Below are 22,185 nucleotides of genomic sequence, written 5' to 3' on the forward strand. Positions count from 1 at the left end.
GTGCTGTCTTCGTGCACGGCGGCGACTCCAGGGGCGAGGGCGAACGCGTGATTCTGCCGCATGACCTGGGCCTTGTGGCAAGGCCCCACCCCTCCCGTATCCTGGAGATGCGGGCGGATTCCCGGCCTGCTCCCGATCGTCGAGTCCCGCGGATTCCGATCCTCCTTCTCACCGTGGCGTCGACGTGTGCCGTCCCCCACCCCTCCACGCCGAATGCGACCGAAGGGCTCGCCATAAGATGGCCCGCATGCCCGTCTTCGATCACCTCGGAATCACCGTCGACGACGTCCCGCGCGGCATCGCGCAGTTCGATCCGATCCTGCGGGCGCTCGGCTTCGATCGCACGGACGCCGACACCTCCGTGTCGTGGTGGAAGGACGGCGAGACCGAGCTCATCCTGATGCCGCCGCGCGAGGAGGGCACCGGACCGCACGTGCACGGGCGGGTCGGATGGCAGCACCTCGCGTTCGCGGTCGATTCGCGTGCCGAGGTCGACCGCCTGCACGATATCGCCCTCGCGGCCGGCTGGACCGCGGTGCGCGACCCGAAGATCTACCCGCGCTTCAGCGACCGCTACTACGCCTCGTTCGTCGAGGACGACAACGGCATCCGCATCGAGTTCATGCACAACCCGCCCCGCGACGCCGAGTGACTCGAGCGCCCCGGACCCGTCCCGGCACCGATCTCGCGCATCCGGATCCACCCCTCCGCGGCGTGCCTAGGGTCGAAGCATGGAAGCTCTTTACTCGACCGAAGCACTCTCGACCGGAGCCGGGCGCGACGGGCGCGTCGCCGTCGCCGGATCCGACCTCGCGTTCGATCTCGCCGTCCCCAAGGAGATGGGCGGATCGGGTGCCGGCGCGAACCCCGAGCAGCTGTTCGCCGCCGGCTACGCCGCCTGCTTCCACTCGGCGCTGCAGGCCGTTGCCCGCGGCCGGAAGATCTCGATCGAGGGCTCCTCGGTCGGATCGCGCGTCTCGATCGGATCGAACGGCGAGGGCGGGTTCGAGCTCGCCGTGCAGCTGGAGGTCGTGATCCCCGAGCTCGATCACGACACGGCGCAGGAGCTCGCCGACGCGGCGCATCAGGTGTGCCCGTACTCGAACGCGACGCGCGGCAACATCGACGTGCGCGTCACCGTGACGGACGACTGATCAGGACCGGATGAACATGGACGCCGCGGTACGCAGAGCCCTCGAGATCACGCCGGCGTCCTCCGCGCGCGCTCGCACGGTGGACATCACGACGATCGGTTCGAAGACCGGCCGGCCTCGCCGCATCGAGGTGTGGTTCTACCGGGTGGACGACGAGATCTACCTCACGACCACCCCGGCGCACCGCGCCTGGTACGGCAACATCGTCGCCCACCCCGAGTTCACGTTCCATCTGAAGCACGGCGTGCGCGCCGACCTCGCCGCGGTCGGCACGCGGGTGCGCGACGAGGCGACGCGGCGCCGGGTGTTCTCGGCGGTCATCGACGACCTGAACCAGCCGAGCAACCCCGCCGGGCTGCCGCAGCCGGTCACCCCGCTCGAGGAATGGATGTCGGGGAGCCCGCTGATCCACGTGACCTTCCCCGAGGGCTGATCGTCCTCAGCCGATGAGTTCGGCCGCGCGACGCAGATCGGCGGCGAGGCCGTCATGGGCGCGACGTCGGTCGTCCTCGTCGCGGATCCGCAGGATTCCCGACGGGTGCGTCGTGACGATGGTCGGCGTGCCATCCGGCGACTCGAGCACCATGCCGCGCACCTCGCCGATCTTCACGGGCGATCCCAGCACCGCTCGCGCGGCCGTCGCGCCGAGGGCGACGATCACGGCGGGCCGGACGAGCGCGATCTCCTGCTCGAGCCACGGGTGGCACGCCGCGATGTGCGCCATTCCCGGCTTCTCGTGGATGCGGCGCTTGCCGCGGCGCTCGAAGCGGAAGTGCTTGACCGCGTTCGTGCGGTAGACCTGGTCCTCAGTCAGTCCCGCGGCGTCGATCGCCTCGCCCAGCACACGCCCCGCCGGGCCGACGAACGGCTCGCCCTCCTGGTCTTCGCGGTCGCCGGGCTGCTCGCCGACGAGCATCATCCGGGCATCCGCCGCGCCGCGCGAGAACACGACCTGGGTCGCGTCCCGCCACAGCTCGCAGCCACGGCAGCCCTCCGCCGCGTGCCGCAGCCCGTCCAGGTCGGCCCCGCGCGGCACCCAGTGCTCGGCGCCCGGGCGCTCCGCATCCTCGGTCATGCCGTCCATGCTGACTGGGTGCCGGCGACGGGTGAAGGCGCTTGACTTCGGGAGGGCTGACCGACGCTAGCGCACGCGGGCCTGCCGGTCCCGCCGGTTCGGGAACGGCAGCCGGACGACCACGTTCGCTCCCCCAGCGGTCGGTCGCGCCAGCGTGCGGCGCCCGACGCGCAGCCCGCCGAATGTGCGGCCGAGCGGCGACCCGAGGAAGAGCCCGAGAGTCGCGCCCGCGGCGAGCGCGATGCCGACCATTCCCGCGGTGATCAGCGACGACGTCGCGAACAGGAGGTGCTCGGTCTCACCGCCCGACTCGACGAGACCCAGCAGGCCGCGGAACACCGCGGCACCGGGGACGAGCGGCAGGATCGCCGCAGTCGTGACCGCGACGGATGGCACGTGCAGGCGGTGCGCGATCAGGGCGCCGATCACGCTGGCGACAAGGGCTCCCACGAAGCTGGCGGGCGCCTGGTCGAGGCCCGCGGCGCTCACGGCCGCGAAGCCTGCCCAGGCGATCATCCCGAGCACGGCGCTGACGATGATGATCCCGGCACCCGCGCCGTTGAAGACCGCCACCGCGATGGCCACCAGCACGGCCCCCGCGAACTGCGCGGGCACCGGGCCCAGCGGCAACGCCTCGCTCGGCGGCTGCATGCCGACGTTCAGCGCCCGCGCGAGCTCGAGTCCGACGAGGATGCCCAGCACCACGCCCAGCGTCTGGACCGTCAGCTCCAGGATGCGCCCGCCCGCGGTGAGCGAGAACCCGTCGATCGCGTCCTGTGCCGCGCCGACGACCGCGAGCCCCGCGAGCATGAGCACGATGCCCGACGACACGACGATCGTGGCGCGGACGTCGACGAACGGCTCCACGCCCGCTCGCGCGAGCATCGCCGTCAACACCGTCACGGCCGTGAGCACAAACGCCCCGGCGATCTGGCTGAAGAAGAGCGGCACCTGCAGCCTGGCGAGCCCCGCCTGCGTGAGCGCCACGGCGAGCGCGGCGACGAACGTGACGGCGAGGATCGACCACGACGCCCCGAACATCATGCCGACGCCCACCGCGAGCAGAGCCTGCGACAGAACGACCACCAGGGGCCGATAGCGGAACGGCGTGCGCCGGATCTCGTGGAAGCGCGCGCGGGCCTCGCCGAGGTCCAGCCCTCCCTCGACGTCCCGCACAAGGGCCTGGAGCGCCTGCAGCTTTGCGTGGTCGGGCACCGCCGAGCGGACCACACGCATCAGCGTGATCGGCCAGTCATCGCCGTGCCGGTGATCCGAGACGGTCACCGAGTTGAAGGTGACATCGACGTGCACGCTGACGAGCCCGTAGGCCTGCGTGATGCGCAGCGCAGCCAGCACGACCTCCTTGGCCGAGGCTCCGACCGAAAGCATCACCTCGGCGACGCGCATCGCCAGGTCGATCACGCGCACCGCCATCGCGTCGTCGATCACGGGCAGTGCTTCCGTCGCCGTGCGCTGCGAGGCATCCACATGGATCGCCCGCCGCACCGTCTCGAACATCCTCCAGCCACGCTCGCGAACCATGCCTCCATCCTCCCCGACGACCTCCGGGGGTGCACATCGGCGGAGCTCGGCGGCCGAGCTCAGAGCGCCGGACGCAGGGAAGCGCTCATCCTGCGCCGGTCGCGCCCTTCGGCTCGTTCGCGCCCTTCTCAGCGGTCGACACGATGCGGCTGACCATGCCACTGAAGATGAGGCCGTGGAACGGCAGCATCGCGAGCCAATAGAGCCGGCCGGTGAGCCCGCGAGGGAAGAACACCGCACGCTGCCGATATTCGCTCCCGGTCGCCGCGTCGTCCACCGCGAGCTCGAGCCAGGCACTTCCGGGAGTCCACATCTCGGCGCGCAGCCGCAGCAGCCGACCCGGCTCGAGCGCCTCGACGCGCCAGAGGTCGATCGCGTCCCCCACCGACAGCCGCGCGCGGGTGCGGCGGCCGCGCTGCAGCCCCACGCCTCCGCTGACGCGGTCGAGCCAGCCGCGCACAGCCCACAGCGCGGGCGCCGAGTACCAGCCGTTCGTCCCGCCGATCTGCGTGATCACGGCCCACACGGCGTCGCGGTCGGCGGTCGTCCGGCGAGAGCGGCCGTCGGTGAACACGGTTCGGCCGGCCCAGGACGGGTCGCTCGGCAGCGGGTCGCTCGGCGCCCGTGCCACGGTCGCGTCGACCCAGCTCGTCTCCACCTGATCGATCTCGATGCGCGCGAGCGCCAGCCGCACCGATTCGAGGTACCCCGTCAGGCCCGCGGGCGGCGGCGGGATGATCGCGTCGATCTCGTGGTCCCGCATGATGCACGGGTGCTGCAACGACTCGACAAGCGGCCGTGCGATCTGCCGCGGAACCGGCGTGACCAGGCCGACCCACAGCGAGGCGAGCCGCGGAGTCAGCACCGGCAGGGCCGCGATGCCCCGCTGGGGCAGTCCCGCCTCGAGCGCGTAGCCGTTCATCATCTGGCCGTACCGCAGAACGTCAGGGCCGCCGATGTCCAGGGCACGCGTGACGGCCGGGTCCACGCGTGCCGCCGCCAGCAGGTAGTGCAGCACGTCTCGCACGGCGATCGGCTGGATCTCGTTGCGTACCCACTTGGGCGCCGGCATGTAGGGCAGCACATCCGTGAGGTGGCGCACCATCTCGAACGACGCTGAACCGGATCCGATCACCACACCCGCGCGCAGCACGAGGGTGGGCACGCCTGACGCGAGCAGGATCTCGCCGACCTCCTTGCGCGATGCGAGATGCGCGGACAGAGGCGCTCCCTCGGGATGCAGCCCACCCAAGTACACGATCCGCCCGACGCCGTGCACGTCCGCGTGACGGGCGACGTTCTGCGCGATCGCGCGGTCCGTGGCGGCGAAGCCGGAGCCGCTCGTCATGGAGTGCACGAGGTGATAGACCACGTCGACATCCGCCATCGCCCGATCCATCGCCCGGGGATCCCCTGCGTCGCCCATCACGACCTCGACGTCGCTCGCCCACGGCAGCGCCGTCACTCGCCGATTCGAGCGGACGAGGACGCGCACCCGGTATCCGCCGCGCAGCAGCCGCGGCACGAGCCGTCCGCCGATGTAGCCCGTGGCGCCCAGCACCAGCACGCGCGGCGCCTGCCCGTCGGGGCGTGGCATCGCCCGCAGATTCTCCTCAGCTCCCGTCGGAGCGCTGAGCTCGCTCCGAGCGGGCGCGTCGCTCACGGCCCGACGCCCGCGACGACGGGCGCGACGCCGGGGCGCTCGTTCTCACAGCACGCTGATGCGCAGTTCGTCCATCGGGCTGAGACGACGGGGACGAATCTGGTGGCGGTCGATTCCATTTCTCGCTCCATGATCGAGGGCCGGTTCAGGCGGTCCGGAGGGCGTGGACGATCAGCAGCACCGTCACCACGAAGCCGCATGCGTAGTTGATCCACAGGAAATGTCGCCACCCACGATTGGCGCGCGCTGAGTCTGCATCGGAGACGCGGGCGTATGGTGCGGCTGCGAGGAGGTACGGGATGGCGAGCAGCGCGGCCCACGCACCCGGCTGACCGGTGGACAGCATGAGAAGTCCCGCCGCTGTCCACGCGGCGAGCGCGAGTGCCACGGTGCGGGCAGCGCCGAGCGCCGTGGCGATCGAGACGATTCCCGCCTGGCGATCGGGAACGACATCCTGGACGGCGCCAAAGGCATGGCTCGCGAGCCCCCACAGGAAGAACGCCAAGAGCACCGCGACCAGCGGCGCGTCGAACACGCCGCCGCCGATCACCACGCCGTACGCCGCGGGGCTCACGAAGTGCACGCTCGAAGTGACCGAGTCGAGCACGGGCAGCTCCTTGAAGCGAAAGGGCGGCGCCGAGTACGCCACGACGGCGAACAGGCTCACCGCGAGCACGAGCCACGAAAGAGGCGTCCCCCAGACGACCAGGAGCACGACGAAGGGGAGGCACGCGAGGGCCGACGCGATCAGCACGCCGCGGTGACGCTCGGGCGGCAGCAGCGCCCCTTCCACACCGCCCTTGCGGGGGTTGGCCAGATCGGACGCGTAGTCGAACACGTCGTTCACGCCGTACATCGCGAGGTTGTACGGGACCAGGAAGAACAGCGTTCCCACGATCAGGACGACGTCGACCTCCCGTGATGCGAGCAGGTACGCGGCCGCGAACGGATAGGCGGTGTTGATCCAGCTCAGGGGACGCGATGCGGCAAACAGGTCACCGATCACGGCGGCTCCTCCGCTGCCACGGGGTGAGCAGGCGCGCCCAGATCGCCGGCAGCAGAATCACCGCGGCCAGCGGATACGCGAAGTCCTCGATGGGTGCAGCGCCGATCCGGATCCCGGAGATGTGCGTGTCGTCGTACGCGAACAGTCCCGCGGCGATCATGACGTTGTCGAACAGCGCGGTCAGCACCATGAGGGCGGCGGCGGCGATCGCCAGGGCGGCGAGCGACGTGCGCGGGCGGGCGCCGAGCGACGTGCGCGGGCGGGCGCCGAGCGACGTGCGCGGGGAGGCGCCGCCCGTCTCCGTGGCGGCGCAGCGGCGGTCGCGGCGCAGCAACGCCGCGGAGAGCGCCGCGATCACCATGAAGACCGCGCACAGCACGAGGTAGGTCATGCTGCCCCCGTCCTTCTCCGCTGCAGCCACTCGTCCGCCCCGCGCACGAGCACCATCGTCAGCTCGCACAGGAAGAGCAGGAACACGGGCTCCTCGATCGGCAGCTCCGGCGCGAGCAGGATGCCCGTCATGAAGGCGGTCTCGGCGCGGAAGAAGATGCCGAGACCGATGCCGAGAAGGTCCCAGGTCAGGAAGAAGGCGAGCCCGATCCCGAGCACGAGCAGCGCAGGTCCAGGCGCGCGTCCCAGGAACAGCCGGTGCCGCAGGTCCAGCGTCACGACGCCCGCCAGCGACAGCAGCAGGCACCCGAGGTAGACGATGCTCACGGTTCCTCCAGGGGGCCCGCCGAGCGGTCGCCACGCAGGCGCTTGAGCACGAGCTCTGCGCTGATCAGGCACATCGGAAGGCCGATCCCGGGGATCGTCGTCGCGCCGGCATAGAGCAGTCCGTCCACGCGCGAGGAGGCGTTCGTCCCACGCAGCACGGCGCTCTGGCGCAGTGTGTGGGCGGGCCCGAGCGCTCCCCCGCGCCAGGCGCCGAAGTCGCGCTCGAAATCGGCAGGGCCGATGCTTCGCCGCACCACGATGCGCTGGGCGAGGTCGGGGATGCCCGCCCAGGACGAGATCTGGTCGATCGCGGCGTCCACCGCGCGCTCGACGGCGGGGCTGCCCGTGCCGTCGCGCCCGCCATGGCCGATGGTCGGGTCGGCCGGCACCGGGATGAGGACGAACAGGTTCTCGTGGCCCTCCGGCGCCACGTCGTCCGTGGCGCTCGGACGGCACACGTAGATCGACGCCGGATCCGGGATGCGCGGGCTCTTGCCGTAGATGGCGTCGAACCCCTCCTCCCACTCGCGCGTGAAGAACAGCGTGTGGTGCGCGAGTTCGGGCAGCGCCCCGCGCACCCCGAGCAGCGCGAGCACGGCGCCCGGCCCGGGGTCGCGCGATTCCCACCAGGCTTCGGAGCGCGTCCGGTGCGCGGGTGCGAGCAGCCGGCGCTCGGTCTCGTGCAGGTCAGCGCTTGACACGACGATGTCCGCCGGAAGGTGCTCCACGCGGCCGTCGCCGCAGTGCACCTCGACCCCGATGACGGTGCGCCCCTCGACCGTGATCCGCCGCGCCCTCGTGCCGGTGCGCAGTCGCGCCCCCTCCTGCTCGGCGAGGCGCGCGATCGCGTCGATCACGGCTCCGAAGCCGCCCCGCGGGTAGAGCACTCCCTGCCCGATGTCGAGATGGCTCATCAGGTGGTACATGCTGGGGGCCGCAGCGGGCGATGTGCCGAGGAACACGGCCGGGTAGCCGAGCACCTGCTGCACGCGCAGGTCCTCGGAGTGACGGCGGATGAACCTGTCCAGCGGCTCAGCGAGCAGGCGCGACAGCAGGGGCAGCCGCGTCAGGGTGTCGCGCCCGAGCAACGGGCGCAGCGACGCGAACGTGCTGTACAGGAACTTCGAGGTGGCGAGTTCGTAGGTCTCGGCCGCGGACGCGAGGTACGCGTCGATCCGGTCCGCCGCGGCGGGATCCAGCGAGACGAGCGCGTCGCGCGCTCCCGTTGCCGGCAGGTCGAACGCGTCTTGCTGGCCCTCGAAGTACACGCGATACGCGGGGTCGAGCGGGACGAGGTCCAACTGCTCGTCGGACGAGGTGCCGAGCAGGCGGAAGAAGTGGTCGAACACCTCGGGCATCAGGTACCACGACGGGCCGGTGTCGAACACGAAGCCGTCCGCCGCCCATCGGCCGGCGCGCCCTCCCAGCTCGTCGCGTGCCTCGACGAGCGTCACGTCCGCGCCCTCCCGGGCGACGAGCGCCGCAGTGGCGAGACCCGAGATGCCCCCGCCGATCACGACCACGCGCTGCCGCGCGGTCACGCCGGAACCCGCCCGAGAGCCGCGCGGGTCAACAGGCTCACCTTCGTGGGCGTCGGCACCGAGATGCGACGACGACGCAGCTCGTCGGCCGGCGTCTGTCGCACCCTGTCGTTCAGCTCGCCGAACAGCGCCGCCGCCGCCGAGGTGGCGCGCCGTGACCCCGGGGGCAGCCGCACGATCGCGCGGCGGGCGACCGCCAGGTCGTCATCGATCTCCTGCACGAATCGATTCTTGTCCTCCTCCGTGAAGTGCACGGGATCCACGCCCGGCAGGTAGACGCGTCCCAGACGCTCGACGTCGTCGCGCAGGTCGCGCAGGAAGTTCACCTTCTGGAACGCCGCCCCCAGGCGCCGTGCGCCCTCCTCGAGCTCCTCGTCGATCCGCACGCCCGCGCCCTCGGTCGCGAAGACCCGCAGGCACATCGAGCCGACGACCTCGGCGGAGCCGTGGATGTAGGTGCGGTATGCGTCGGGATCGAACGCGGATGTTCCCTCCGCATCCGTCCGCATGGACGCGAAGAACGGTCGCAGCAGCTCCTCGCCGATGCCCGTCTCCCGAGCGGTGACGGCGAACGCATGCACGACCAGGTTCGCGCTGAAGCCCCGGGCGAGCGCGCGAAGCGTCTCCTCCTCGAGCTCGTCGAGCAGCGCGCAGCAGTCGGCGGCCGGCAGCCCCGCCTCCGTCGCGGGGCCGTCGACGACCTCGTCCGCCACCCGCACGAGGGCGTAGACATCGGCGACGCGGCCGCGCACGTCGCGAGGCAGCAGTCGGCTCGCCAGGCCGAAGGACGTCGAGTAGGCGCCGATGACGCGCGCCGACGACATGCGCGCCGTGCGCGTATACAGGTCAAGTCCCGACGGCCGGGTCATGCGTCGCGCTCCGCGCACATGCCTGCGATGCTCCGCAGCCCGCTGCGGAGCAGATCCGGCAGCCCCGCGTCATCGATGTCCTGTCCCACCTGTGCGAGCTGCTCCGCAATCAGGGCCTCCACCGCGGCAACCGCTCCGCTGTCGATGATCGCGGCACGCAGCCTCTCAGCGTCATCGGCGGCGAGCGAGCGCAGCCCGAACAGGTGGGCCACGTCGCGCCACGCGTCCTCGCGCTCAGCGAAAGCGATCAGCAGGGTGCGCTTGCCCTCCCGCAGGTCGCCCATCGCGCTCTTGCCCGTGAGTTCTTCGATGCCGAAGACGCCCAGCATGTCGTCGCGCAGCTGATAGAGCAGGCCGAGGCCCGTGCCGATACGCCACAGCGCATCCGCCGTCGCGGGTGGCGCCTTCGCGAGCACGGCGCCCGCACGAAGCGGCGCCGCGAAGGAGTAGGTCGCCGTCTTGTGTTCCATCATTCGCCGGATGTCGCCGCTCTCGGCGGGCATCACGCCAAGAGCGAAGCCGACGTCGGCGTGCTCACCCGCCGCCGTGAGAAAGACCGCGTCGTCGACGATCTCGGTGAGCCGCGCGCGCGCGGGGTCGTCGATGCGAGAGATCAGGGCGTGAACGCCGCTCAGCAGCAGATCGCCGGCGAGGAGCCCGGAGGCGGCGCCCCACGCTGTGGCGGTCACGGGTTCCGTGCCGGACTCGACCGCAGACGCCGCGAATGCGCCCGCGAGATTGGGCCTTCCGCGTCGCACGAGATCGCCGTCCAGCACGTCGTCGTGCAGCAACAGCGCGCTGTGGAGCACCTCGAATGCGGCTGCCACGACCGCGGCCGCCGCGCGATCGTGACCGCCCAGTGCCTCGTACGCCAGCAGCACCAGGCGCGGCCGAAGGCGCTTGCCGCCTCGGGCCGAGTCGGCGGCGCGCCGCCACAGCAGGCCCGCCTGGTCGCCGATCGCATCCGCGCGAGCGATGCGGTTCGCGAAGTAGTCCTCGATCACGGCGTCCACCAGGCGCTCGGCGGGCGTCTGAGGCGCCGCCGCAGCCAGTGCGGGAGCGACCCGGTCCGCGGCTGCACCCGCGGCGAGCCCCGGCTCGAGCGTCCTCGCCGGCGCATGGGCGTTCACGGACGCGCCGTCCAGGCTGCAGCCGTGATCGTGCCTCCGGCCCCCGACATGTTGCGCGCCTGCATGACCAGCCAGGGGCTGAAAGCCCAGGGAGCTGCATCGAGCGCCGCGGCGAGCCGCGCGGGCTCGATCCATTTCGCCTCCATCGCCTCGGCCGGGTCCAGCGAAAGGTCTCCCACCGCCTCGGCCGTGTACACGGGGCAGATCTCGTTCTCGACAACACCCGAGGCGTCGACCGCGCGATAGCGGAAGTCGGGCAGCGCGAGGCGCAGATCACGCAGCTCGAGCCCGAGTTCCTGACGCGCTCTGCGCTCGACGGCCTCGGGGATCGGCTCGAACGGCTGCGGGTGCCCGCAGAATGCGTTCGTCCAGGTTCCGGCCCAGGTGCGCTTGGTGAGTGCGCGCCGCGTCAGCAGAATCCTGCCCCGCGGATCGCGGACGTGGCAGGAGAAGGCGAGATGCAGCGCCGTATGCGCGTTGTGCACCGTGTCCTTCGGGGCGACGCCGCACGGATCTCCGCGCTCGTCGAGCAGGACGACGCGTTCGATGAGGTCGCTCACGTAGTTCTCCAGGTGTATTACTAGCTCGGCTAGCGACATGTTACCCATATATCCGACCGCCCGTCGACTAGCCTCATCGCATGGGTGAAGAGAACCCGCTGCCGCGGCGCCAGGTGGTCCTGCACGACCCGCGTCTCTCCGATCCGGACGAGGAACTCGTCCGCCGCTCCCACCTGTCGGATGCCGAGCTGAATCAGGTGATGCGCGTGCTCGATGCGATGCGGCGCTGGCGCGAGACGGAGCGCGTGGCGAGTGAGGCGTCTCAGCGATACATGAAGCTCGGGGAAACCGATATGCGGGCGCTGCGATTCCTGATCGCGGCACAGCGGCAGGGCGTGGTCGCCACGCCGAGTCAGATCGCCGCGCACCTTCGGGTGTCGACCGCGTCGACGACAAAACTGCTGGATCGCCTCGCCGAAGGAGGTCATATCCGCAGAATGCCTCATCCGATCGATCGCCGCAGCCTCGCGATCGAGGTCACGGATGAGACCCGCATGGCCGCACGAGCGAGCGTGGGGCGCAGTCACGCGCGTCGCTTCGACGCCATCGCGTCGCTCACGGCCGGCGAGCGCGAGACGGTGGTGCGATTCTTCGACTCCCTGATTGCGGCGGAAGACGCCCTCGAAGAGCAGGAGGGGGCAGGGCCGAGCTGATCCTTCACAGAGCTCAGAGAAGGGTCGTGAGGACTCCCCCGTCCGCGCGCAGGGTGGCGCCGTTCGTGGCGGAGGACAGGGAGCTCGCCAGATACCGGGCGAGGTGGGCGATCTCGTCGGGCTCGATGAAGCGCTGCAGCAGCGTGGTGGCGTTCTCCGAGATGATGCTCTCCTTGACCTGCTCCGGCGGCAGCCCCTGCACACGCGCGATGCCCTCCACGGCCTCGGCGACGCCGTCGGAGTAGGTGGGACCACCGAGGATGGTGTTCACGGTCACGGCCGTGCCGCGCGTGAGCTTCGCGAGGCCGTTGGCAAGCGCGATCATGGCGGCTTTCGAGACGCCGTAGTGCACCATGTCGGCGGGAACGTTCACGCCCGATTCGCTCGAGACGAACAGGATCCGCCCCCGTCCCCGATCGAGCATTCCCGGCAGCACCAGCCGCGACAGGCGCACGCCGCTCATCACGTTGACCTCGAAGTACCGTCGCCACTCCTCGTCGGAGACGTCCGCGAAGGGCGCGACGCCGAACAGGCCGACGTTGTTGACGAGGATGTCGACCTCACCCAGTTCGCTCAGCAGGCCGTCGACCTGCTCGGGCGCGGCGAAGTCGGCAGCGATCCCGTCGATGTCCGCGCCGGGGACAAGCGTGCGCAGCCGCTCGCACGCCGCGCGGACGCGCTCCTCCCCCCGCCCATTCACGACGACGGATGCGCTGGCCTCGGCGAGCTGCCTCGCGATCGCGAATCCGATCCCCTGCGTCGCACCGCTCACGAACGCCCGCTTGCCGCCCAGATCCTGTTCCATGCCACTCCAATCACTTGCTCAGTCAAGTGAAACGGTAACATGATCGCTTGAGCGGGAAAGTCATCCGGTCCTCGCGTATCCTTCAGGAATGCCGGATCGCGAACCCCCTCACGCTCTCGCCGGAGAGGATCTCGAGACCTGGTCGTCCCTCGCGACCGTCCTCGAATGGCTGCCGGCGGCGCTCGACGCCCAGCTGCTGCGCGACGCCGGGCTGACGCACTTCGAGTACGGCGTGCTCTACGCCCTCGCCTCCGCACCCGACGAGACGCTGCGGATGAGCGTGCTCGCCGAGTACGCGAACAGCTCGCTGTCGCGCCTGTCGCGCGCCGCGACGCGCTTGGAGAAGCGCGGCCTGCTGCGCCGGGAGCCCGATCCCGCGGACGGCCGGTACACGCTCGCGATCCTCACGGCCGACGGACGGCGGACCGTGCGCGAGGTGTCTCCCGGCCATGCCGAGACCGTGCAGCGTCTGGTACTCGCCCCGTTGACGGCGGCGCAGCGCCGTCAGCTGAGGGACATCGCGCGCCGCATCCAGCACGCGATACGCGGCGACGAGGGGTGGCGACCGCCCGCGGGCACCTGACGCACGAGGGCCCCGCCGCGTGGCGGGGCCCTCGGTGTGGGTGGCGCGGGATCAGCCGATCGGCGTGCCCGCGACCGTCAGCTCCCAGGAGGGCTGCCAGAAGTCGGCCGGGTCGATCGTGCCCTTCGCCTGGGCCCAGTCGATCAGCAGCTGGCGGATCTCCTTCTGCTCGTCGTACACGAGCGGCGCGGCGGCGATGTGCGGGAAGCCGCCGCCGCCCGAGCGACGGTAGTTGTTCACCGCCACCACGACCTCGGCGTCATCCGCGAGGGGCGTTCCGTCGGCGAGCGTCAGCTCGCCGATCCGCGACCCGACGGGCTGGGCGACATCCACCGTGTAGTTCACGCCGGCGATGATGTCGAGGTTGTAGTCAGGCGTGCCGTTCGCGCCCGTGTGGACCGCGGGGTCGAACGCCGTGCCGGCGGGCACCGTCGCGAAGTAGCGGTTCGAGAACTCGAGGTAGTCCTTGACCTGTGCCCCGGTCATCGTGACGGCGTGCAGCGTGTTGTCGTACACGTACAGCCCGGCGATGTCCTTCACCGAGACGTCGCCCGCCGGGAACACCGCTGTGCGCGAGAACGGCGCCGCGATCGACAGCACCGGCAGATCCGCGTACTCGGTTCCCTCCAGCGCCGCGTCGACCGTGTCGGTCTGCACCTTCTGGATGAAGTCGATGATCGGGGTGTCCTCGTAGCGGGACGTGACGGCAGACAGCTCCTCGGTAGACTGCGCGACGACCTGGTTGACGTAGTCGACGGTCGTGGCGTGCTGGTCGGCGACGAGATCCAGGATCTCCTGCGACTGCGGGTAGTCCTTGGTGCGGATGGCCGACGCCTCCGTGGACGTGACGTCCCACTTGCCCTTGACCTTCGTCAGGTCGATGTCGACGCGCGAGACGGTGGATCCCCAGCGGTACGGCTGCGTCAGCAGGACGTCCTCGCCGGTGACCTCGTTGGTCACGATCTGCGACGGGCGGTCCTGGTGCGTGTGCCCGACGACCATGACGTCGATGCCGGGGACTGTGCGCGCGATGACGTCCGACGGGTTCTCGGCCGGCGCGATCGACTCGTCGTACGACGACGTGCCCACACCCGCGTGCGAGAGCACGACCACGACATCGGCGCCGGCGGCCTTCACGCGCGGCACCCACGTCTTGGCCGACTCGACCATGTCCTCGAACTCGAGGCGGCCCTCGACGTTGCCCTTGTCCCAGATCGCCGAGCCCGGCGTGGTGAGGCCGAGGATGCCGACCCTGACGGGCTTGTTGCCCTTCACGTGCTTGGTGACGATCGTGTACGGCGTCAGCGCCGGCTCGTCGGTCGTGACGTCAAGGACGTTCGCGCCGAGCAGCGGGAAGTCGAGCGCACCCTCGTAGGCGTCGAGCGTGTCGAGCCCGTAGTTGAACTCGTGGTTGCCCACGACCTGCGCGTCGTAGCCGATCGCGTCGTAGGCCGCCGCCATCGGGTGCACAGCGCCGGTCTGCTCGACCGGCTCCTGCACCGCGTAGTAGTAGCTCAGGGGCGTGCCCTGGATGGCGTCGCCGTTGTCGACGACGACCACGCTGTCTTCGCCCTCCTGGGCGCGCACGTCATCGACGACGGATGCGACCGAGGCGAGACCGATGGAGTCGCCGGCGCGGTCGGAATACGGCCGGTCGTTGAAGTAGTCCCAGCTGGCGACGTTCCCGTGCAGGTCCGTCGTCGCGAGGAGCGTCAGGTCGAGCTCGTGATCCTGCGGGGCCGCGGCTGCCGGGACGGCGGCCGAGGCGACCAGCACGACCGCGAGGGCGGAAGCGAGGCGAAGCTTCAAGGGGTCTCCTTCGAGCGTGAATGCGGCTCGGAGATCACCGAGCCAAGCGAACCTTAATCCGGCGGTGGGACGGCCACGTGAACTCACGGGCCCGGTGGGGAGAGCTCCCCATGCAGGGTCGCTGAGCAACGTCAGCGGGGCGAGGACTGCGCTCTCTACTCCGTCGTCGACGGATCCGGAAGCCCTTGCCCGGATCCGGATCCGTGCGCGGACGCTGAGAGCAGCAAGATGCAGGAGGCTCTCTGATGACCATGACCCCCGTTCGGAACACGACGCCGAGGAGGCCGGGGGCCGCCGGCACCACCGGCCGCGGCAACAGCGACTTCACCGCCCTGGCCCAGCGCGTCCAGAGCCTCGGGCTGATGCGGCGCCGGTACGGCTACTACTGGACCAAGCTCATCGGCCTGCCGCTCGCGGTGGTGGCGACGATCGTGGCATTCATCCTGATCGGCGACACCTGGTGGCAGCTCATCACCGCGGTGGTCTTCGGCATCCTGTTCGCACAGGTGGCCTTCCTCGGCCACGACGCCGCACACCGCCAGATCTTCGTCTCCGGCAAGGCGAACGACTGGGCGAGCCTGGTGATCGGCAACCTCTTCGTCGGGATGAGCTACGGCTGGTGGCGCCACAAGCACACGCGCCACCACGCCAATCCGAACAAGCAGGGCGCCGACCCCGACATCGAGCTGCCCGTGATCGCCGTAACACCCGACCGGGTCGAGCGGGTCCGCAATCCGATGCTCAAATGGGTGATGTCGCACCAGGGCTGGTTCTTCTTCCCGATCCTGCCCCTTGAAGGGCTCTCCCTCCACGCCTCCAGCGTGCGGCGGGTGCTCGCGCGCGACCGCGTGGAGCGCCGGTGGGCCGAGATCGTGTTCCTCGGCGTCCGCCTCATCGGGTTCGTCGTCTTGGCGTTCCTCGTGCTGTCGCCGGGGCTCGCCTTCGCCTTCCTCGGTGTGCAGCTGGGGGGTCTTCGGGTTCTACATGGGCATCACGTTCGCCCCGAACCACAAGGGCATGGCGGTGGTGCCGCACGAGACGAAGCTCGACTTCCTGCATCGCCAGGTGCTCACGAGCCGGAACGTGCGCGGAAGCCGACTGCTGGACATCGCCATGGGCGGGCTCAACTTCCAGATCGAGCACCACCTGTTCCCGTCGATGCCGCGCCCGCACCTGCGCCAGGCGTCGCGGATCGTGGCCGCCTACTGCCGGGAGCGCGGCGTGCCGTACACGTCGGTCAGCCTGTGGCGCTCCTACGCGGCGGTCGTCCGCTACATCAATCGCGTGGGGCTCGGCGAGCGCGACCCGTTCGAGTGCCCGCTCGTCGCGCAACGTCGCACGCAGTGAGCCGCGAGGACTAAGCACGAGCGGCCGTCCACACCCGCGAGGCCATGCGGCCGCGGTCAGGAGCCAGGCGTCGACGGCCGGTTTGTCACGGACGGTGCCGAGCGCGAACGTGCAGCCGAGCTGCCCAGCTCGGCGCCGGCGAGCAGGATCGTCAGCTCGTCGGCCCCACGCAGGGCAGACGCCCCGTTGAGCTCCGGCCTGCCTCAGGCCTCGAAGACCACCTCGAATGAGGCCCAGCCGTGCCGTTCGCCGTTGACCTGCGCCTGGACGGCGTGCTCGCCGGGGTGATGCACGCGAGTGGTCATCGGCCGCAGCGCGTGACGCTTGGTGAACACGGCGGTCTCACCGGGTGCCAGGCGGCGGGTGCCCAGCTTGAACACCTTCGGCGCAGTGCTTCCGTTGGCCTTCATGTAGTGGATCACGTAATCGACGGCCGCGTCGGCGGCTTCCGGCCCATCGTTGGTGACCGCGATGCTCAGGCCAACGGCCCCGGGAAAGGGCACGGTCGTCTCGCGGAGGCTGATCGCGCCGACCGTGAAGGTCGACGCCGCGTATCCCAGCAGGGCGAGCGCCCCGGGGTTCCCCTTCTTGACCAGCGTCCGCAGCCCGCGCTTCACCACCGCCGGCGTCGTCGCGTCGGGGGCCGCCAGCCATCGAGCCGCCGTGGCGACGACGACATCCGGAGCGTGCCGGCTGAGATCGTTGAGGTGGTTGCCGACCGACCGCCGCACGTAGTCGCTCGGGTCGCGGTACAGCGCATCCAGGATCGGCAGGGTCGCGTCCGGGGCCTCGATCAGCGACCTCACCCGGATCGCCCACGGGAGGTAGGCGCGGGTGCCCTCGCTCGCGAGGCGGCGCACGTGCTCGTCTTGGCTCGTCGTCCACGACTGCACGATCGGCAGCGCCCGCGCGAGGTCGTGCGCGAGCAGCCGCCGGATCGGGAACTCGGCCGTCAGCCTCCCCGTCAGTTCAGCCATCAGCGCCATGGCGCCGTCGAACGCGTGGGGCGTGCCCTCCGCGAGCGCACGCGTGGTGACGGACTCACCCACGGGCCAGACGATCCACCCGCCGAACGCCGGATCGGCGAGCATCGCGCGCACCACGCTCGCCAGTCGTGAAAAGCCCTGCGGAATCGCTTCGTCGAGAGACTCGGCCACGAGGTCGGTGCGTTCGCGAAGACTCAGCGGCCGCAGCCGTTCGTCCGGGATGCCGCTCAGCACCGCCACATCCGCGTTGAGATCCACCGCCGCGATCCGCTCAGCCAGATCGTCGATCACGCTCGTGTTGATCAGCTCGTTCATCGCGCCCACGGGATCAGTCCTTGCGAAGCCGGAACCGCTCGTACCCGCCCAGGTGGATGGCTTGTACGCCTTCGACAGCTTGGATCGGGATGCGGTAGTAATTCAGGTCGCCGTCGATCACGAAGAACTCATCGATCTCGTCTGGGGTGTAGATCGTGCGTCCGCCGCTCGTCGTCGACAGGTACACCTTCCATGTCGATCCGACGCGCACTGTCGTCGTCTTCACCTGTACCCGTCGGATCCCGCCCAGCCCTCCAACGAGAAGGTCGTACCGACATGGTTCCAACGGCCACGACACCTGGTTCCCCTCAAGGGCGAACCAGCCTGCCGCAAGCATCGACCCTGCGCGTCTCAGGTTCGCACTGTCGAACCGTGATTCGGTGGTGAGCCCCGCCATCTGCATGACCCCACGCTAAACGGGGCCACCGACATCGCCGCGCGGGTAATGGAATCGGGCCGATGCTCCCCAGGTCGAGACCCAGCGCCTGCGTAGAACGATGCCGACCGTCGGATGTCCGTCACCTCGATCGAAGCCCTCACCGGGTGATCAGCTAGCGTCATGAAGCCACCATGCTCCCGAAGTCCGTGACAGCCATCCGCGGTTCCGAGCATGCTCGGCACGGTGACTGACCTTTCGCACGCCGCAGACCGGGGCTGCGGCCGACGGATACGACAAAGCCCTGGTGAGAATTTCTCTCACCAGGGCTCCTCTGTCGGGATGACAGGATTTGAACCTGCGACCCCCTGACCCCCAGGCGTCCAGACGGCTCCCGCGAGACCGATTTGCGCATGATTCCGGGCGTCAGATCATGCACATCACGTCATGAGATGCATGGTTTGCATGATTCTGGTCCCCTTCTGGTCCCCTTGAATGAGGGCTCCGGACAGCTCCGCCTTGGAGTCAGCACACAGTCTCTGCCAGGAGACACCTACGCTCGGGCGCGCCTCGACCTTCACTGCGGTTCGCATGACGAGTTCCGCTCGCGTAATTTGCCACCGACATTGAGCAGGGACGAACGAGAGGTCCGCCCATCGAAGGCGTGCTGAATCCAGGTCCGAAGGGAACTCTGGCTCGCGGGTGGGACGTAATAGTTCGCGTACCCCGTCTCGTTCTTCGGCGCAAGGTTGGCGGACAGTCGCGCGGGGAGGCTGGGGCTGGACCCGGCGACGGACGGCAGCTGAACTGCTAGCAGGCCGTTCGGAGTAGGGTCGGAGCGGAGGCTCGTGTATATTTCCCAGTCCACAAACTTTCGGGCCCAGGTGCATTCACCAATCGCTACGAGCGTCACGGTCGAGTCTCGCAGGTATTTGGTCTTAATCGTCTGACGAATGTACGCGACGTTCGTCGAATCTATGATGTCGGAGCCATCTTCTTCCATGCCGATAGCGCGCGGTATGAAGACATCCGTATTCTCCTCAATAAACTGAAGGACCTCCACCGCGTCTACCGCGTGGTAGCTGACAAACACTTTGTGGCGACCAGGAGACGAGGCGGTTTTCCGATCTCCCTCCGCAACACTCTGGTACTGCCGTGTTATTGCAGCCAGTTCCCGCAGGGCGCTCTGAGTGCGCGAGCTGTACGTGACCATAGTTTCTCCTAACGCGCCTGTTCTATCACTGCTCTGAGTCGTTCGATCACGTCCTGTGGGTCGCCATACCTAGCTAAGAAGCCCAGCTGGTACTTCGTGGATCGGACCTGATCGGCGTTGCCATGCCGAGCCGCCTCTGCGTACTGCTCCGCAGCCTCATCAACCGGATCACTGTTCTCAAGACACTCATGCAGCGTGAGTTCAGCACGTGTTGCGAGCGCCCAATAGTTGGTGGGCTCGTCCGCGATCGCAAGCCTGTTGAGGAAACGGGAAACGGTCAGGACCTCGTTGAACTCCTCACGGAAGGGGTCGTCCCTTTCCCGTCCGCTGAGGCGGAGTGCCATAAGCAAGTTGACTCCGGTGTAGTAACTGGGATCGCTTTCGAATCCTGCACGATACTTCTCTGCCATCTCACGGAAAAGGTTGGCCGCGACGGCTGGATCTCCGCTGTCGAGCCGATTCTCCAGCTCTCGTTTGATCAGCCCTCCCCAGCTGCCGTATGTTTCGGAGTCCGCGTAGCCTGCGCTCTCGGCATCTTCAAGGTACTGACGAGCCGTCCGCCAGAGGTCCTGCCGGACAATAGGGTCCTGCGCATCCTCCCCTAGACGCCGATAGACCATAACGCTCTCTTGAAGCCAGATCCGATGCAGCGGATCATCAAGGTTTGGTTGAGCGACTTCTAGAAGTGCTCGCGCATCCTCGTAGGCTTCCTCCGCGTGCAGGCCGATAGCGAGTTCAATCCGAAGGCTACGTCGCAGCGGTTCGTGAACGTCGGCCGTAGAGCCTACCCAGCGGGCAGCGGCGTTCATCTCGTCGGCGTCAGATGACTTGACCGCCACACTGACCCGGTTGCGCGCCTCGTTCTCAGCGGTAAGCGCGTCGGTGACCTCTGACAACTGGGAGTAGGGCCTCTTCACTGTAGCCAAGTCAAACCAGCTATGCGCCGGGCTATCGACTTCAACCTCACTCGTTACTCGTTCGACGACAGGCCGCAACGCTCGTATCGCTTCCTCGGCTTGCGTATCCGAGACTGCCTGGCCCCGGGTGAACGAATGAATCCGAATCATGTTGATATCGAAGGGTGGCGCGTGGCGCGCATGCCCCTCAATGTGCGGATTAATAAGAACTGTGGCTCGGTCTGCGAATATGTGTCTGACACCGAGTTCGTATGCAACATTAAAGTTCGTTGTCGTGAGGTCGACTAAAGCGAGATCGGAGTTAGCTAAGGCCGCCAGCATTCCCGAGTGTATGATGCCGCTGTCTGTCTCCAGGTCTGCCCTGTTCCAGCTAATATCAGCGTCTTCAAGTAATGGACGATAGATCTTGTGGAAGGCTGGATCGCAGTCCACCTTCTTACCGGTTCGAACATCCTTTTTCACTCCGTAAGGCATGACGATGAACGCCGAGACCTGATCATGAATAGGGGCTAGGTCGAGTGAAAAGTGACCCCTCTCCTCGGCCTGGAGGACCAGATTGTCGGTGACTGTTGGGACCCCCGGGTCGGGCGCCGGACGGATGGTGATGACCCAGACGCGTTCGTCCGTTCCTTCGACCAGTGCGCGCGCGTCGTCGAGCATCGTGAGGTTGTGTTCATTGAACGCCTCCGCGGTCTCTTCGACGGGGCGATCTCCTTCAACTAGGTCGACAGCCGTGTTACTGACTACTCGGTCGAAATGTGTGAGCCAGCGTTCACCTCTTGGTTCGACGCTGGTTCTCCTAAAGTCTTCTTTCGCGAAGGGTAGGACGATCCGCAGCGGAATACCTTCCGAGAGCGCGGCACGGGCAAAGAGAATATCCGAGCCGGACGCGAGTGCTCCAACCATGCGACTTGGCTGAAGTGATTGTAGGAGTCCTTTGAGTCGAATCAGGAGGTCGTTCTCGGAGGTCTCCGGCAACCGAGGTGATGCTCGCCCGGCTTCATCGGCTTGCACTCCGGCGTACAGGATGATCACTTAACCACCTCGAATAGTGAGCGCTTAGCTATGCGCAGTCCAGGAGCCATCGATTCGATTTCATCGCCCACAGGTGGTGGGCGTATTCATGGGCATTCTCGTGCCGCGGGAGGTGGCGGCGATCGCTCGCTCGATGGCATCGTCAAACTGATTGACATCGGCTGGCTTGTTCCAGTCGAGAATCTCCGCGCCGTACTCCGTCAATCCTTCGGGGACTGGGGCGTCGGGATCGATGCGGATACCAATGATGCCCTTTCCCTGTTCCTTGCTCCACTGGATCTCTTTCTCGACCCAGTCACTTTGAGAGGTCTCCTTCCCGATGAGCACGATCGTCGCCGATGACCCTTTGATCCGTTCCTTGATCTTTCGACTGATGTAGTCTGCGTCCTGGCTCTTCACGGGATCGAGCAGGTGCCGCCCCGTGAAGTCAACGTTGACGTTTTTGTTGTATGTCATCAGGTTCAAGCCACGGGCTTTCATCTGATCGGCATGCTGGTAACTGATAAAGACTCGACGTGTCATGAGCCCTCCTCGGCCGGAGCGAGCGTTGCCATCTGCTTGCACAACGGACACTTCTTCAGCAGCGCGCCGCTCTTAATGACATATCCGCACTCTCGGCATCGCCACTTGCGGTTCTTGGAGCTGTTGGGCACCTTCGAAAGCTCAGCGTCCGTCTGGTAGTAGTCGGGAGCGTCCGCCCAGCTAAATCCGTCCTCCCGCCCCCACGAGGGATATGCGGCTCATCGCATTTGAGCGTGTAGCGGTCTGAGCGTCGCGGTGGCCGGGTAGGCGTCGAGGTCTCCCGGAAGATGGAAGTTCCTACGCTCGCCATCTCAAGAAGACCTCGACGGTGATCAACGCTACATTCGCGACCCCGGACCTGACCACG

Annotated in this window: 23 protein-coding genes and 1 pseudogene; 6 read left to right on the forward strand and 18 right to left on the reverse strand. The window is 68.2% G+C overall.

Annotation, left to right across the window (positions count from 1 at the left end; genetic code table 11):
- Positions 1-247: 247 nt before the first annotated feature.
- From IR155_RS13380 to IR155_RS13390, 3 genes are all read left to right on the forward strand, one after another.
- Complete coding sequence (locus IR155_RS13380) at positions 248-652, forward strand: VOC family protein (protein ID WP_135115316.1); 405 nt, start codon at positions 248-250, stop codon at positions 650-652.
- A gap of 79 nt (positions 653-731) precedes the next feature.
- Positions 732-1,154: an organic hydroperoxide resistance protein gene (locus IR155_RS13385; RefSeq protein WP_135115317.1), complete on the forward strand. Its 423-nt coding sequence runs from the start codon at positions 732-734 to the stop codon at positions 1,152-1,154.
- Between the two features lie 10 nt (positions 1,155-1,164).
- On the forward strand, positions 1,165-1,587 hold the full coding sequence (locus IR155_RS13390) for a nitroreductase/quinone reductase family protein (protein ID WP_228067212.1): 423 nt from the start codon (positions 1,165-1,167) through the stop codon (positions 1,585-1,587).
- A gap of 6 nt (positions 1,588-1,593) precedes the next feature.
- Here IR155_RS13390 and IR155_RS13395 read toward each other — a convergent pair whose 3' ends face one another.
- The 10 genes from IR155_RS13395 to idi form a co-directional block, all read right to left on the reverse strand.
- On the reverse strand, positions 1,594-2,229 hold the full coding sequence (locus IR155_RS13395; protein ID WP_228067214.1) for a UdgX family uracil-DNA binding protein: 636 nt from the start codon (positions 2,227-2,229) through the stop codon (positions 1,594-1,596).
- A gap of 66 nt (positions 2,230-2,295) precedes the next feature.
- On the reverse strand, positions 2,296-3,771 hold the full coding sequence (locus tag IR155_RS13400) for a threonine/serine exporter family protein (protein ID WP_194210340.1): 1,476 nt from the start codon (positions 3,769-3,771) through the stop codon (positions 2,296-2,298).
- Positions 3,772-3,856: 85 nt separating this feature from the next.
- Positions 3,857-5,368 (reverse strand): SDR family oxidoreductase, encoded by a 1,512-nt coding sequence (locus IR155_RS13405; protein ID WP_135115319.1) that lies wholly within the window; start codon positions 5,366-5,368, stop codon positions 3,857-3,859.
- Positions 5,369-5,579: 211 nt separating this feature from the next.
- The gene (locus tag IR155_RS13410) at positions 5,580-6,440 is read right to left on the reverse strand and encodes a prenyltransferase (RefSeq protein WP_135115320.1); all 861 of its coding nucleotides are present in this window, start codon (positions 6,438-6,440) and stop codon (positions 5,580-5,582) included.
- Positions 6,430-6,831, reverse strand: coding sequence for a lycopene cyclase domain-containing protein (locus tag IR155_RS16275; RefSeq protein WP_135115321.1), 402 nt, complete (start codon positions 6,829-6,831; stop codon positions 6,430-6,432). Before IR155_RS16275 ends, IR155_RS13410 begins: the two co-directional genes overlap by 11 nt.
- A complete protein-coding gene (locus IR155_RS13420) occupies positions 6,828-7,157 on the reverse strand; it encodes a lycopene cyclase domain-containing protein (protein ID WP_135115322.1) in 330 nt (109 codons plus the stop codon). The genes IR155_RS16275 and IR155_RS13420 overlap by 4 nt, the downstream gene beginning before the upstream one ends.
- A complete protein-coding gene (crtI, locus tag IR155_RS13425) occupies positions 7,154-8,698 on the reverse strand; it encodes a phytoene desaturase family protein (RefSeq protein WP_194210341.1) in 1,545 nt (514 codons plus the stop codon). Before crtI ends, IR155_RS13420 begins: the two co-directional genes overlap by 4 nt.
- A complete protein-coding gene (locus tag IR155_RS13430; RefSeq protein WP_167760797.1) occupies positions 8,695-9,567 on the reverse strand; it encodes a phytoene/squalene synthase family protein in 873 nt (290 codons plus the stop codon). Before IR155_RS13430 ends, crtI begins: the two co-directional genes overlap by 4 nt.
- Complete coding sequence (locus tag IR155_RS13435; RefSeq protein WP_167760798.1) at positions 9,564-10,697, reverse strand: polyprenyl synthetase family protein; 1,134 nt, start codon at positions 10,695-10,697, stop codon at positions 9,564-9,566. Before IR155_RS13435 ends, IR155_RS13430 begins: the two co-directional genes overlap by 4 nt.
- Complete coding sequence (gene idi, locus IR155_RS13440; protein WP_135115324.1) at positions 10,694-11,296, reverse strand: isopentenyl-diphosphate Delta-isomerase; 603 nt, start codon at positions 11,294-11,296, stop codon at positions 10,694-10,696. The genes IR155_RS13435 and idi overlap by 4 nt, the downstream gene beginning before the upstream one ends.
- A gap of 41 nt (positions 11,297-11,337) precedes the next feature.
- Here idi and IR155_RS13445 point away from each other — a divergent pair, with 41 nt between their 5' ends.
- The gene (locus IR155_RS13445; RefSeq protein WP_135115325.1) at positions 11,338-11,910 is read left to right on the forward strand and encodes a MarR family winged helix-turn-helix transcriptional regulator; all 573 of its coding nucleotides are present in this window, start codon (positions 11,338-11,340) and stop codon (positions 11,908-11,910) included.
- 13 nt (positions 11,911-11,923) lie between these two features.
- Here the strand turns inward: IR155_RS13445 and IR155_RS13450 are convergent, their stop codons facing one another.
- Positions 11,924-12,715, reverse strand: a complete 792-nt coding sequence (locus IR155_RS13450) for an SDR family NAD(P)-dependent oxidoreductase (protein WP_135115326.1) — start codon at positions 12,713-12,715, stop codon at positions 11,924-11,926.
- 88 nt (positions 12,716-12,803) lie between these two features.
- On the opposite strand from IR155_RS13450, the gene IR155_RS13455 reads away from it, so the two are divergent.
- The gene (locus tag IR155_RS13455; protein WP_135115327.1) at positions 12,804-13,298 is read left to right on the forward strand and encodes a MarR family winged helix-turn-helix transcriptional regulator; all 495 of its coding nucleotides are present in this window, start codon (positions 12,804-12,806) and stop codon (positions 13,296-13,298) included.
- Between the two features lie 51 nt (positions 13,299-13,349).
- Here the strand turns inward: IR155_RS13455 and IR155_RS13460 are convergent, their stop codons facing one another.
- The gene (locus tag IR155_RS13460; RefSeq protein WP_135115328.1) at positions 13,350-15,107 is read right to left on the reverse strand and encodes a bifunctional metallophosphatase/5'-nucleotidase; all 1,758 of its coding nucleotides are present in this window, start codon (positions 15,105-15,107) and stop codon (positions 13,350-13,352) included.
- A gap of 251 nt (positions 15,108-15,358) precedes the next feature.
- Between IR155_RS13460 and IR155_RS16370 the strand changes: the two are divergent.
- Positions 15,359-16,454 (forward strand): annotated as a pseudogene (locus IR155_RS16370) (fatty acid desaturase family protein).
- A 203-nt stretch (positions 16,455-16,657) separates the two neighbouring features.
- On the opposite strand, the gene IR155_RS13470 reads toward IR155_RS16370, so the two are convergent.
- From IR155_RS13470 to IR155_RS16375, 6 genes are all read right to left on the reverse strand, one after another.
- Positions 16,658-17,755, reverse strand: coding sequence for a DNA alkylation repair protein (locus IR155_RS13470; RefSeq protein WP_228067219.1), 1,098 nt, complete (start codon positions 17,753-17,755; stop codon positions 16,658-16,660).
- Between the two features lie 13 nt (positions 17,756-17,768).
- Positions 17,769-18,158, reverse strand: a complete 390-nt coding sequence (locus IR155_RS13475; protein WP_135115330.1) for a PDDEXK-like family protein — start codon at positions 18,156-18,158, stop codon at positions 17,769-17,771.
- A 550-nt stretch (positions 18,159-18,708) separates the two neighbouring features.
- Positions 18,709-19,344, reverse strand: a complete 636-nt coding sequence (locus IR155_RS13480) for a TIR domain-containing protein (protein ID WP_108717372.1) — start codon at positions 19,342-19,344, stop codon at positions 18,709-18,711.
- A gap of 8 nt (positions 19,345-19,352) precedes the next feature.
- Complete coding sequence (locus IR155_RS13485; RefSeq protein ID WP_135115331.1) at positions 19,353-21,296, reverse strand: tetratricopeptide repeat-containing protein; 1,944 nt, start codon at positions 21,294-21,296, stop codon at positions 19,353-19,355.
- 60 nt (positions 21,297-21,356) lie between these two features.
- A complete protein-coding gene (locus tag IR155_RS13490) occupies positions 21,357-21,818 on the reverse strand; it encodes a TIR domain-containing protein (protein ID WP_124895797.1) in 462 nt (153 codons plus the stop codon).
- Positions 21,815-21,949: a rubredoxin-like domain-containing protein gene (locus IR155_RS16375; protein ID WP_409366561.1), complete on the reverse strand. Its 135-nt coding sequence runs from the start codon at positions 21,947-21,949 to the stop codon at positions 21,815-21,817. Before IR155_RS16375 ends, IR155_RS13490 begins: the two co-directional genes overlap by 4 nt.
- Positions 21,950-22,185: the final 236 nt, after the last annotated feature.

The sequence above is a fragment of the Microbacterium paludicola genome (assembly GCF_015235415.1).
In the GTDB taxonomy this organism is placed as follows: Bacteria; Actinomycetota; Actinomycetes; order Actinomycetales; family Microbacteriaceae; genus Microbacterium; species Microbacterium paludicola.